Raw genomic sequence first — 12,920 nt, 5'->3', positions numbered from 1 at the left:
TCGTATCGTGAGCTTTAACGGAGAACAGGTACCCGTCGGTCTGCCGAGTCTGGGCGAGACCATTCGGGCACACGGCCTCGATGCCAGAAAGGCGTTGGGCCAGCACTTTCTGCTGGATCCGGGGATCACGGCCCGGATTGCCGGACTGGCCGGAGATCTGCGCGGTCGTCATGTCGTGGAAATCGGCCCCGGGCCCGGCGGTCTGACCCGCGCGCTTCTCAACACGCCCGCCGAGCAGGTCCACGCGGTCGAGATCGACGCCCGGGCGTGGCCCCTGCTGGACGAACTCGCCGCCTGGTATCCCGGACGCCTGACGATCGTGCAGGCCGACGCGATGGCCCTCGACGCGGCGACGCTGTGTCCCGCTCCGCGCCAGATCGTCGCCAATCTTCCTTACAATGTCGGCACGCCCCTGCTGATCGGCTGGCTTCGACAGGCCGCCCGGTGGGAGCGCCTGACGCTCATGTTCCAGATGGAAGTGGGCGAGCGGATATGCGCGGCCCCCGGCACAGGCGCTTATGGGCGGCTGGCCGTGCTCGCTCAGTGGTGTACGTCATGTCATTTGGTCATGCGCATTCCGCCCGAAGCTTTTTCGCCGCCGCCCAAGGTCCACTCGGCGGTGGTCAGCCTCATTCCGCATGCCACGCAACCGGAGCCCCGTCTGTTCAGGGCGATGGAGCGCCTTACGGCCCTTGCTTTCGGTCAGCGGCGGAAAATGCTGCGATCCTCCATCAAGAGCGCGGGCGGCGAGGCGCTCCTCGAACGCGCCGGAATCGATCCGACGCGTCGGGGCGAAACACTCGATGTCGCGGAATTCGCACGGCTGGCGGAACTGACCCTGGAAGGCGGCTGACAGCCGCCTCCTCTTTCCCCTGGATCAGGCCGCTTCCTGTACGACCGGTAGACGAATCAGATAATCGAACGCCGAGAGTGCTGCCTTGGCCCCTTCTCCCGTCGCGATGATGATCTGCTTATATGGTGTCGTGGTGGCGTCCCCCGCGGCGAACACGCCCGACACGGAGGTCGCCCCATGGGCGTTGACGATGATCTCGCCACGATCTGTCAGTTCGACGACGCCACGCAGCCATTCGGTGTTCGGCACCAGACCGATCTGCACGAAGATGCCCGCCAGCGTGACGGTGTGCGTCTCGCCCGACGCACGATCACGATAAACCAGCCCCGTCACCTTCTGCCCGTCTCCGGTGACTTCCGTCGTCTGTGCATGCGTAATGACCGTGACGTTGGGCAGATTACGCAGCTTGGCCTGCAGGATTTCGTCAGCGCGGAGATTTTCCATGAACTCGATGAGCGTCACATGTTCGACGAGACCGGCGAGATCGATCGCCGCCTCGACGCCGCTATTGCCACCACCGACCACGGCCACGCGCTTGCCTTTGAAGAGCGGGCCGTCACAATGCGGGCAATAAGCCACGCCCCGGTTACGATATTCGTCCTCGCCCGGAACGTTCATGTGCCGCCAGCGCGCGCCCGGCGCGAGAATAAGCGTCTTCGCGTGAAGCGACGCACCGCTCTCGAGCCTGAGTTCATGAAGCCCCCCGACCTGCGAGGCCGGCACGAGCGCCTTGCCCAACTGTCCGGTGATCACATCCACGTCGTAGGAACGGACATGACGCTCCAGCGCTGCGGCCAGCTGCGGCCCTTCGGTTTCGGGAACCGAGATGAAATTCTCGATCGCCGCCGTATCGAGGATCTGGCCGCCGAACCGTTCGCCAAGAATACCCGTACGCAATCCCTTGCGCGCATCGTAGATCGCAGCGGCGGCACCGGCCGGACCGGCGCCGACGATCAGCACGTCGAAGGGCTTTTTCTCGGCAAGCTTCTCAGCCGCTTTCGCCGCGGCACCGCTATCGAGCTTGCCGATGATCTGCTCGGCATCCATCCGGCCCGATCCGAACAGGGTTCCGTTCAGGAACACCTGCGGAACCGACATGATCTGGCGAGCGGCCACCTCGTCCTGGAAGAGCGCGCCATCGATGGTGGTGACGTGAATGTTCGGGTTGAGCACGCTCATGGCATTGAGCGCCTGCACCACATCGGGGCAGTTCTGACAGGACAGCGAGACGAAAAGCTCGAACTCATACGTGCCCGTCAGATTTCTGACCTGGGCTGCCGCTTCGTCCGACAGCTTGGGCGGATAGCCGCCCACCTGAAGGAGCGCCAGAACCAGGGATGTGAATTCGTGACCCAGCGGAATGGCGGCAAACGTGACGCCGACGGCGCCGTCCGCGCGCTCGATGCGAAAGGAGGGGCGACGCGAAGCCTGCCCGTCCTCCCGCACACTGACCTTGTCCGACAGGGTGGCGATTTCGTTGAGAAGAGCCACCATCTCCTGCGCCTTGGCCGAACCATCCGAAGAGGCGACGAGACTGACGGGCTGCACGAGCCTTGTTAGGTAACCGCGCAGTTGTTCCTTGATATCCGTATCGAGCATGGCATTGATTTCCTGCGATCGGGGTTTTCCGCGATCGGTTTATGTCTCCGGGTCGTGATCCGGTTTCCGATGCGTGTTCGACAGTACGGCCTCGACAGTACGGGGCGAGGTCGCGCTATCGAACAGGCACCCCTAACCCTTTGAACGGGCGGGAAACGCGGAACCCGAAGGTTCCGCGCGTGGTCGGAAGATCGATCAGATCTTGCCAACCAGGTCGAGCGAAGGCTTGAGAGTTTCGCTGCCTTCTTTCCACTTCGCGGGGCAGACTTCGCCGGGATGCGAGGCGACGTACTGAGCCGACTGGATCTTCTCGAGAAGTTCGGTGGCGCTGCGTCCGACGCCGCCTGCGGTGATCTCGATGTACTGGATCTTGCCTTCCGGATCGATCAGGAACGTCCCGCGATTGGCGAGACCGGCTTCCTCAATCAGAACGCCGAAGTTGCGCGCGATTTCGGCTGTCGGATCACCGACCATGACGTACTGGATCTTGCCGATCGCAGGCGACGTGTCATGCCACGCCTTGTGCGTGAAATGCTTGTCGGTGGAGACGGAATAGATCTCGACGCCCAGCTTCTGGAACGTCGCGTAGTTCTCCGCGAGATCTTCGAGTTCGGTGGGGCAGACGAACGTGAAATCGGCGGGGTAAAAGAAGACGACCGACCACTTGCCCTTCAGGTCCGCATCCGAAACCTTCACGAACTTGCCGTTATGATAGGCGTCGGCGGAAAAAGGCTTGATCGACGAGTTGATGGTAACCATCGGTAACTCTCCTTGAGGGTTCTTGCCGCTGTTGCGACCGGGGAGATCTTTCCCACGAGAATGGACGTATCGCAAAACAGTTCCTGTCAATATGGGTTATAGGCATAACCTTTCTTTCATTTTTCGTGCGCTGATATTATCTATCAGACATGCCCTATATCCCATTGGCAGGACTGTCCCTGCGCGACATCGAATATGTGGTGGCCGTTGATGACCTGCGCAACTTCTCCCGCGCGGCCGAACGTTGCGGCGTAAGTCAGGCCGGTCTGTCGGAACAGGTCCGCAAGCTCGAGGCTCTGCTCGATGTCACCCTGTTCGAGCGTTCGCGTCGGCATGTCGCGCCGACGCCTGACGGCGTTCGGCTGATCGCCCTGTGTCGTGAAGTTCTCGCCGCCGCGCGCGCCCTGATCGAACACGCGCGCGCGCAGACGGGCGCGCTCGACGGGCGGCTCCGCATCGGAATCATCGCCACACTCGCACCCTATTATATTCCCGGTCTGCTGCCGCTTCTGCGTCGGGATTATCCTCAACTCACCCTGCAACTCACCGAGGGCCTGACGGAGGGGCTGCTCCGTCGCCTGCGCGATAACGAACTGGATCTGGTAATTGCAGCATTGCCCGTTCGAGACGATGTCTTTCAGGCGGCGCCGCTTTTCGACGAGCCTTTCGTGGCGGTTTTTCCGCGCACCCATCCCCGTGCCGAAATGCGCGATATCCGACTCGAGGATCTCGACGGTCCGGATCTGTTGTTGCTCGAAGAGGGACACTGCCTGCGCGATCAGGCCCTCGCGCTGTGCGGCATGACGACCAGTCGGCAGCAACGCCTCGCGACGAGTCTGGAAATGCTGTGGCATATGATCGGCGCGGGCGAAGGCTATTCGCTCATCCCCGAACTGGCCCTCCGTCACCGGGAAACCCTGCAGGATCTCGTGACCATCCGTCCTCTCGCGGAGGCCGAACGTTCGATCGGCCTCGTATGGCGCGCAACGGATCCGCGCGGCACCGCCTTCGCGGAATTTGCTTCGTTCCTGCGCGACCACACGCCCACGGGATGCGTGGCGTCGCATCCGACGTAATATCACTTTGAAGAACTGTAGCATTGTGAAGGCCGCGTCGGGGGGGTATGGATCACTTATGATTGCAGATTCTATCCGTCTCCGAGACGCGGCACGCCCTGCAAGGCGAGACAGAGCCCCCGGTGCCAGAGAGAAGTCCCTAAAGAAATCCCTGCCAGTCGAACAAGCGGCTCCCGCCGGTCTCGAAACGGCCCCGAGGGGCCTGTCGAGACTGAGCGCGAGCCTTCAGGCCGCGGGCCGTCTCGCGGGCGTGGTCATCTGGGTGCCGCTCTCCGTCGGTTTCGAAGCCTGCCTTCTCCCGGTTCCCGGTGTGTCCAAGATCCGCTGGACGCGCCATATCTGGCGCGGCATGTGTCTACTGCTCGACTTGCGCGTACAGATGATCGGCAAACCCGCCGGAACGGTGGGAGGCGCCAGTCGGCGCGCCCAGGGGGAACGCCCGGTCATTTATGTGTCGAACCACTCCTCCTGGCTCGATATTCCAGTCCTGGGCGCGAAACTTTATTCCGTCTTCGTCGCCAAGGGCGACATCGAAAAATGGCCCATCATGGGGCTGATTTCGAAAATCGGCCGGACGATTTTCGTTTCGCGCAACCGTTCCACGACGGGCCGTGAGCGCGATGAAATGATTACGCGACTGGCCACCGGCGACAACCTTGTCCTGTTCCCGGAAGGCACGTCTTCGGACGGGTCACGCGTCCTGCCGTTCATGTCCACCTTCTTCGCGATCGCAAAACTGCCCCGCCTTCCCAAGGGCTCGGAAGAACTGATGCCCTCCTATCCGCCAGGTCTGACACCTCTGATCCAGCCCGTTTCACTCGTCTATGACCGGCTCGAAGGGCTGCCCGTCCATCGTGCGCAGCGCCCCGTCTTTGCGTGGTACGGCGACATGGATCTCGGTCCCCATGTCTGGCAGTTCCTCAAGCGCGGCTCCAAGCGCGCCACCATCCTGCTCCATCCGCCGCTGGACCCGCATGACTTTCCCAGTCGCAAGGCGCTCTCCAACGCCGCGTGGAAAGCGGTCGCGGAAGGAGCCGCACTGCTGCGCCAGAACGCGGAAAACCAGTCCCGGACGCCATAAAGAGAGCGGTCCGTCACCTTCTGGAGGTGACAGAGGTCACTGGTCACTCCGGGTTCCCGCCCTATAGTTCGTCCGAGAGATGATCGGGTGAGTGCGTATGCCGCGATCGTTGGAACCGGGGTCTCTCATCCTATGAAACATCTTCTCGCGACGGTGACCGTCATCGGCATCGCGGTTCTTCCATCGCCGGTTCAGGCCGCGCCACGTTTTGAAGATACGGTCGAGCGCTTCCTTTCTGCGGAGACGCGCTTCGATCCCGCCGCCATGGCGGCGTTCATGGCCCCCGACTATACGGAGATCTCTCCCGTCGGAGATCTGGATACGCGACAGGCGGTCCTGTCTTTCTACGCGCCGGAGCACTGGGTTCCGGTCACGCTTTCCCCACTGGAACGCCTCGCCAGCCACGACGACGTCACGTCTTCCGTGGTCTGCTTTCGCCTTACCTTCCGGTTTCGTCCTCCCGGACAGAAAGAGGACACGCCGCTCGTCGAGCGCGTGATGATCGGCAGCTTCGCCGGCCGACTTCGCAGGAACGGGACGGGCGAGACATGGGAAATCGTCCACGCCCAGTACACGCCCGTTCGCCCCGCCGCGCACGCGCGGTGAGGAACGTGGGGGCATGACCGCCCTGAAATCCGGCACCGTTTCGCGTTATCCGGGCCGATGACATGGCCCGGACGCCGGTAATCCGTTATTTCTCAAGCCATTTCCAATCCCGGATCTCGGGCATGTCCTCGCCATGCGCATCCACATACAGTCGATGCTCGACGAGTTTGTCGCGGACGGCCTGCGCCGCGTAGGCCGCCCGGTCGGCCAGTTTCGGCACCCGGCGTACGGCGTTGAGGACGAGATGGTAACGATCCAGATGGTTCAGCACCGTCATGTCGAACGGCGTGGTGGTCGTGCCTTCCTCGCGGAAGCCATGCACATGGAAGTTGCGCGCGTTGATCCGTTTGTAGATCAGCTTGTGAATAAGCTGAGGATAGCCATGGAACGCGAAGATGACGGGCTTGTCGAGCGTGAACAGGCTATCGAACTCGGCATCCTCGAGGCCATGCGGATGCTGGTCATGCGACATCATCGTCAGGAGATCGACGACGTTCACGACGCGGATTTTCAGATCGGGCACGTGATGACGCAGGATCGAGACGGCGGCCAGCGTCTCCAGGGTCGGAACGTCCCCCGCGCAGGCCATGACGAGATCCGGCTCGCTGCCCTCATCGTTGCTCGCCCACTCCCACATGCCTATGCCCTGCTTGCAGTGCTTGATCGCGGCGTCCATGCTCAGCCATTGGGGCTCCGGCTGCTTGCCCGCCACGATGACGTTCACGCGGTCCCAGCTTTTCAGGCAATGCTGCGTCACCCAGAGCAGCGTATTGGCATCCGGCGGCAGATAGACGCGCGCGATGTCGGCCTTCTTGTTGATCACATGGTCGATGAAGCCGGGGTCCTGATGGCTGAACCCGTTATGGTCCTGCCGCCAGACATGGGACGTCAGCAGATAGTTCAGCGACGCGATGGGACGCCGCCACGGCACTTCCTTGGCGGTCTTGAGCCATTTCGCATGCTGGTTGACCATGGAATCCACGATATGGATGAAGGCTTCGTAGCACGAGAAAAAGCCGTGTCTTCCGGTCAGCAGATAGCCTTCGAGCCAACCCTGGCAGGTGTGCTCGCTGAGGATTTCCATGACGTGGCCATCGGGCGCGAGATGGTCGTCATAATCGAAAGTTTCGGCGTCCCAGGCGCGCGGCGTGGCGTCCAGCACCGCGCCCAGACGGTTGGAGTTGTTCTCGTCGGGCGACCAGACGCGGAAGTTCCGGCTGGCGAGATTGTCGCGCATCACATCGCGCAGCCAGGTGCCGAGAACGCGCGTACTCTCGCCGTTCACACCGCCGGGCGACGTCACACTGACAGCATAATCCTTGATATCGGGCAGGCGCAGCGGCCTCTTGAGGGCACCGCCATTGGCGTGCGGATTGGCGCTCATCCGCAACTCGCCATGCGGCGCCAGCGCCCGGATTTCCGGCAGGAGCGTGCCTTTCTCGTCAAAGAGCGTTTCGGGTTTGTAGCTCCGCAGCCACTCGCCGAGCAGCTCCAGATGACCGGGCTTCGTGAGATCCGAGAAGGGCACCTGATGCGAACGCCAGTATCCTTCGGTGCGCAGGCCATCCACGGTTTTTGGGCCGGTCCAGCCCTTCGGGCTGCGCATGATGATCATGGGCCAGAGCGGACGCGTCAGATCGCCGGTTTCGCGCGCCTTTTTCTGGATGGCCGTGATCGACGCGAAGGCCTGATCCATGGCCACGGCCATTTTCTGGTGCATGAGATCCGGCTCGTGTCCCTCGACGAGAATCGGCGTGTAACCATAGCCCCTGAACAGCGCCAAGAGTTCGTCGGACGAGATTCGCGCCAGCACGGTGGGATTGGCGATCTTGTATCCGTTGAGGTGCAGGATCGGCAGAACGGCGCCATCTGTGGCCGGATTGAGAAATTTGTTGCTGTGCCAGGACGTGGCCAAAGGCCCCGTTTCCGCCTCGCCATCCCCCACTACACATGCGGCGATCAGGTCCGGATTGTCGAAGACCGCCCCGAAGGCGTGCGACAGCGAATAACCGAGTTCTCCACCCTCATGAATGGAACCTGGCGTCGTGGGCGCGGCATGGCTCGGAATACCGCCGGGGAAGGAAAACTGCTTGACGAGCCGCTCAAGCCCTTCAAAATCCTGCGTCACCTCGGGAAAATATTCCGTATAGGTGCCTTCAAGATAGGTACTGGCGACGACGCCGGGCGCGCCATGGCCAGGCCCCGCGACGAACAGGATGCTTTTCTTCTGTTCGCGTATGATGCGGTTGAGATGGAGATAGAGAAAGTTCAGGCCGGGCGTCGTGCCCCAATGCCCCAGCAGTCGGGGCTTCGTCTGCTCCAGCGTCAGATTTTCGCGTAGCAGCGGGTTGGCGAGGAGATAGATCTGCGCCACCGAAAGGTAGTTCGCAGCCCCCCACCATTTGTTGAAGAGCGCAAGTTCCTGAGCGGAAAGCGGGGTCTGTTGCGTGGTCATCGCTGTCGATCCTCAGTTGCGAGCCTGTCCGGGCGCGGCATCATGTCTCGATACACGCAAGAACATGGCGATGAATGGAGGCTTCTTCGTCCGCCGGAATCACGAGCACCTTCACGGCGCTTTCCGGCGCGGAAATCAGTGAACGATGCGCGGCGTTCGCCGCCACGTCGAGCGTAACGCCGAGCCAGGCGAGATGGGCGCAGACATCCCGGCGGAACTGTGCGTCATGCTCGCCGATGCCGCCGGTGAAAACGATACCATCGAGCCCCTGTAACGCCGAGATCATCATTCCGGCCTGCTGGACAAAACGATAGACGGCCAGATCGAGAGCCATACGCACGGCCGGATCATGGGGATGCTCCCGCAGGGTACGCATGTCTCCCGACAGACCGGATACGCCCAGAAGCCCTCCCTGATGATAGAGAACGTCCTCAACCGCCGCTGGCGTCATGTTCTCCTGGCGGAGCATGTAGAGAAGAACGCCAGGATCGATCGCGCCCGTCCGGGTGCCCATGACGAGACCGTCCAGCACCGAGAAACCCATGGTGGTCTCGATGCTGACGCCGTGTCGCAGGGCACAAAGGCTCGCCCCGTTGCCCACATGCGCGGCAAGAACGCGCGCACCGGCGAGCTCGCGGTGGTTTCGGCTGAGGCATCGGGCGATATGTTCGTAAGACAGGCCGTGAAAACCATATCGCCGCACGCCTTTGCGCGCATAGGCCGCAGCCAAAGGGAGAGCCTGGGCCACGGCGGGCATGGTGCGATGAAACGCCGTATCGAAACAGGCAACCTGCACGAGAGCGGGATAGGCGCGCCGCAGCGCACGCACAGGCCCCAGGCAGGCCGGTTGATGCAGCGGCGAAAGAGACGTCAGTTTTTCCAACTGACTAAACACTTCATCATCAATTAGGACCGGACTGACGAAATCGGGACCGCCATGCACGACCCGGTGCCCCACCGCGAGCACGGCCTCCAGCCCGATCCTGGTTTCAAGCCACTCCATGAGCGCCTTCATCGCAACGTCATGCGCATCGTCGTCAGCGCCCGGAGCCAGATCCCTGTCGACCAGAACTTGCCCCTGCGCGTCATGGGCCTTCAGTCTGGCGCGCTCGCCAATCCCTTCCAGTTCGCCGGAGACAAGACGGGAAGCCTGCGCCCCTCCGTCAGCGAAAAGGGCGAACTTCACGCTCGAAGAACCGGCGTTCAGCACCAGAATCGCGCCTGAAACCTGCTGGGGCATGAGATCAATCCCTTATGTCGCGCCGTCGCATCATGGGCAAAGACCCGAGACCTGACCTTGACCCAAGTCAAGTCGCAGGACGTTCCCGTCTTCGAGAGGTCTATTTGAGAAAGACGATCCCTCGACGCGCCCGGTTGCGATTGTCACATACGCCAGAGCCGCTTAACGTGTTCGCACGTCCTGCAATAAAGGCGGGTCAGCCGCATTCCAAAGGAAGATATGATGACTCCGACCGGACAACTCGACGGGCAGATCGTTCTGCCGGACCGTGTGCTTCCCGGCCGTATCACCTTTGGCTCCCATATCGAAACCATCACGCCCCTGCCGGACGCCCCGCGGCGTTACATTCTCCCCGGCTTTATCGACACACATGTTCATGGCGGGGACGGCGCGGACACCATGGACGGGATCGAGGCGATCGAAACCCTCGCCCGTTTTCATCTCCGGCATGGAACCACGACCATCCTGCCCACCACCATCACCCGGCCGTGGGACGACGTAATGGTCGCACTCCGCAACATCGCGACCGTTATGGAGCGTGGCGTTCCGGGAGGTCCGCGCATACACGGCGCTCACCTCGAAGGACCGTTCGTCAGCCCCCACAAGCTCGGCGCGCAGCCTCCGTTCCCGGTCGCGCCCCGGCCCGACCTGGTGGCCGCAGCGATCGAGGCCGGATGTGTGCGCGTCGTCACGCTCGCACCTGAGCTTGAGCATGCCGACACAGCGATCACGGCGTTTTCAAAAGCCGGCGTCCGGGTCAGCCTCGGCCATACCACAACCGATTATGAAGGCGCGACGAAGGCGATCTGCGCGATCTGCACGGCTGGCGGCATCCCCGGCGGGACGCATCTTTTCAACGCCATGTCGCCGATCGAGGGACGCAATCCCGGCCCTGTGACGGCGCTCATGTGCAGCGACGAAGCCTATGCGGAGATGATCTTCGACACGCATCACGTTCATCCCGCGACGTTCCGCCTCGCCTCACGCATGATGGGCAACCGTCTGCTTTTCGTGACCGATGCCATGCGCGGCACCGGCCTTCCGGACGGTCCCAGCCAGCTCGGCGGTCAGGACGTGATGATCCGCGATGGTGTCGTGCGCCTCCCCGGCGGGTCACTGGCGGGAAGCGTTCTCACGCTGGACGTGGCGTTGCGCAATGCCGTCCGGAACGGCGCTTCGCTCCCACAAGCCGCCCGCCTCGTAAGCACGAATGCCGCGCGTTATCTTGGCCTGCATGATCGGGGGGCGATTGCGGTTGGGAAATTGGCGGATTTTGTCGTTATGGATGAAGAGTTGATACCAGAATCGATTCACCTCCGTGGACAAGTCGAGATTTTCAAAAGCATTCATACAATATAAATAAATTCAGAGAGTAAAATGTCTTTTTTAAACTTTTTCCGAAAAAATTATGATAATTTTCATGAAAAAATTAGTGCGAATTACATAATAGATTTTAGAGGTAGATTTATATCTTATGATATAAATACCAAAAAAGTTATATCGACTTTTGAATCAAACGAAAATCTTCACCGTTGTATTTTAATACAATGCAAGAAACGTCCAGACGTGGCATTTATTTTAACAAAAAAAAAATCATTCGAAATTTCCTTTGCTGGCGACAATGCACTCCCGAGGCCAGTTATGTCTTATCATCTCCTGCGAGCTGGCACAGAAGATGAAATTGCCTTGCGGCATCCATTGTGGGATCATTATGTGTGTTCCCCCCACGACAATTCCGATGCCCCTATTTCATGTAATCGTCCGCACATTTCTCGGTGGGAGAAATTCAGATTTCATCCCATAGAAAATATGGATGAGATACAGTCTTCTTACGTGAAATCTATTTCTGAATTTGTTAGCAATGACATAAGTGCGAAATCCCTATCCAGGTGGCTTGAAAGCGCGACTAATTATGAGAAGCATGCACTGCTTCCTGCCTTCTTACGCCTTCTATCTCGCGATGAAATGCAAAACTTTGGCGAAATTTTATTAAAAAATAGCGTAACGTTAGCTGCTCTTAAAACATCAATACAGGACGATTATTGGATAAGAGAATCGATACCCCAACTCGTTGAATGGAATAAAAAAAGATACCATATTAATTCGCTAAAATTAGACGGCTCGACAGATTTTTTTGGCGAACTCGATTACGGTCATAGCCGTCCACCTCCGTTGGGATACGCTCTGTGGTCACAAATGCGTCGCCTCATCAAATCACGAAAGCAATCCTGCATTCTGGCGACCGCCCGAGATGAAGGTATATATTTACTTGAGTGGATCGCGTGGCATAGAGCAATCGGTTTTGATCATATATTTATCTGTTCAAACAGCAACATGGATCGATCCGATGAACTTCTCCAAGCCCTATCAGCGAACGGAATAATAACGTGGGTTGATACAAATCCAGAATCTCCCATACAAATCCAGCGCAAAGCCTATGGCGCAGCAATGGCAAATCTACCACAAATGCTTGACTATCAATGGACCCTAGTCATAGATTTGGATGAGTTTTTAGCCCTCGATTTTAATTTCTACACAGAAATAAGAACTTTTTTTGACCTGCAAGATGCTCGCGGCGCAGACGGGATCGCATTTTCATGGGTGATGATGACCCCAGATGGTAAAACCTCGCACGACGCGCAACCCATGATCAGTCGGTTTCAGCGCAGAGAACCTCCGCAAAACCTTCTCGTCAAAACAGCATTTCAGACTCGACTTGCATCTTTCTGTCACGCCCATAATCCGCACTGGGCTTTCCAGCGATCTCATCGTACTTTCGATACAGATGGAAAAATACTACACACCGAACTGTCCAAAGCGCCTCATCTAAGCGAATTAGGTGAGAAAAATGCATGGATAGCGCACTATTTCCATAAGTCCCTTGAGGAATATGTATGGAAGCATAGTCGTCCCCGCGGTGACACCAAAAATTTCAGCATGAAAAAATCATATGAAATAAGATTTATTCAACCCTTCATAGATTTTTTTGATAAAAACAATACTCTTCCAGACAAGAGATTGGAGCCTTTTATCCCCGCTCTCAAGAAGGAAATCTCATTTTTACGCAGCATCCCCGATATTAAGAAAGCCGAAGATCGTGTAAAAGATTACTTCGCTCAAAATATCGAAGCATTAGTTAAAGAAACTGCGTCTATCGTTCAGAACTCGAAAGAACCGCTACGGATAAAGCAGGCTTGGGCCGCTCTTTTGGAGACATACCAAAAAGAAAGGCAACCGCAATAATAGTGACC

General features: G+C 59.0%; 10 protein-coding genes. 6 read left to right on the top strand and 4 right to left on the bottom strand.

The window, feature by feature from the left end; genetic code table 11:
• Positions 1-7 precede the first annotated feature (7 nt).
• Complete coding sequence (gene rsmA / locus PWM43_RS00890) at positions 8-853, top strand: 16S rRNA (adenine(1518)-N(6)/adenine(1519)-N(6))-dimethyltransferase RsmA (RefSeq protein ID WP_394356001.1); 846 nt, start codon at positions 8-10, stop codon at positions 851-853.
• A gap of 24 nt (positions 854-877) precedes the next feature.
• Here rsmA and ahpF read toward each other — a convergent pair whose 3' ends face one another.
• The gene (gene ahpF / locus PWM43_RS00885; protein ID WP_289840688.1) at positions 878-2,452 is read right to left on the bottom strand and encodes an alkyl hydroperoxide reductase subunit F; all 1,575 of its coding nucleotides are present in this window, start codon (positions 2,450-2,452) and stop codon (positions 878-880) included.
• Between the two features lie 195 nt (positions 2,453-2,647).
• Positions 2,648-3,211 carry an alkyl hydroperoxide reductase subunit C gene (ahpC, locus tag PWM43_RS00880; protein WP_289840687.1) on the bottom strand — a complete coding sequence of 188 codons (564 nt, stop codon included), beginning with the start codon at positions 3,209-3,211 and terminating at the stop codon, positions 2,648-2,650.
• A 149-nt stretch (positions 3,212-3,360) separates the two neighbouring features.
• Between ahpC and PWM43_RS00875 the strand changes: the two genes are divergently transcribed.
• The 3 genes from PWM43_RS00875 to PWM43_RS00865 all read left to right on the top strand — a co-directional run bounded on the left by PWM43_RS00875 (position 3,361) and on the right by PWM43_RS00865 (position 5,974).
• Positions 3,361-4,287 carry a hydrogen peroxide-inducible genes activator gene (locus PWM43_RS00875; RefSeq protein ID WP_289840686.1) on the top strand — a complete coding sequence of 309 codons (927 nt, stop codon included), beginning with the start codon at positions 3,361-3,363 and terminating at the stop codon, positions 4,285-4,287.
• 58 nt (positions 4,288-4,345) lie between these two features.
• On the top strand, positions 4,346-5,368 hold the full coding sequence (locus PWM43_RS00870) for a lysophospholipid acyltransferase family protein (RefSeq protein ID WP_289840685.1): 1,023 nt from the start codon (positions 4,346-4,348) through the stop codon (positions 5,366-5,368).
• A gap of 132 nt (positions 5,369-5,500) precedes the next feature.
• Positions 5,501-5,974 (top strand): nuclear transport factor 2 family protein, encoded by a 474-nt coding sequence (locus PWM43_RS00865; RefSeq protein WP_289840684.1) that lies wholly within the window; start codon positions 5,501-5,503, stop codon positions 5,972-5,974.
• 85 nt (positions 5,975-6,059) lie between these two features.
• Here PWM43_RS00865 and PWM43_RS00860 read toward each other — a convergent pair whose 3' ends face one another.
• Positions 6,060-8,429, bottom strand: coding sequence for a phosphoketolase family protein (locus PWM43_RS00860; protein ID WP_289840683.1), 2,370 nt, complete (start codon positions 8,427-8,429; stop codon positions 6,060-6,062).
• Positions 8,430-8,469: 40 nt separating this feature from the next.
• The gene (locus PWM43_RS00855; protein ID WP_289840682.1) at positions 8,470-9,669 is read right to left on the bottom strand and encodes an acetate/propionate family kinase; all 1,200 of its coding nucleotides are present in this window, start codon (positions 9,667-9,669) and stop codon (positions 8,470-8,472) included.
• A 222-nt stretch (positions 9,670-9,891) separates the two neighbouring features.
• On the opposite strand from PWM43_RS00855, the gene nagA reads away from it, so the two are divergent.
• Positions 9,892-11,028: an N-acetylglucosamine-6-phosphate deacetylase gene (nagA, locus tag PWM43_RS00850; RefSeq protein ID WP_394356016.1), complete on the top strand. Its 1,137-nt coding sequence runs from the start codon at positions 9,892-9,894 to the stop codon at positions 11,026-11,028.
• 18 nt (positions 11,029-11,046) lie between these two features.
• Complete coding sequence (locus tag PWM43_RS00845; RefSeq protein WP_289840680.1) at positions 11,047-12,912, top strand: glycosyltransferase family 2 protein; 1,866 nt, start codon at positions 11,047-11,049, stop codon at positions 12,910-12,912.
• Positions 12,913-12,920 lie beyond the last annotated feature (8 nt).

This window comes from Brytella acorum, assembly GCF_029309905.1.
Classification (GTDB): Bacteria; Pseudomonadota; Alphaproteobacteria; order Acetobacterales; family Acetobacteraceae; genus Brytella; species Brytella acorum.
The sequence above is the reverse complement of the archived record's forward strand: the minus strand, read 5'-3'. Positions and strand labels throughout refer to the sequence as shown.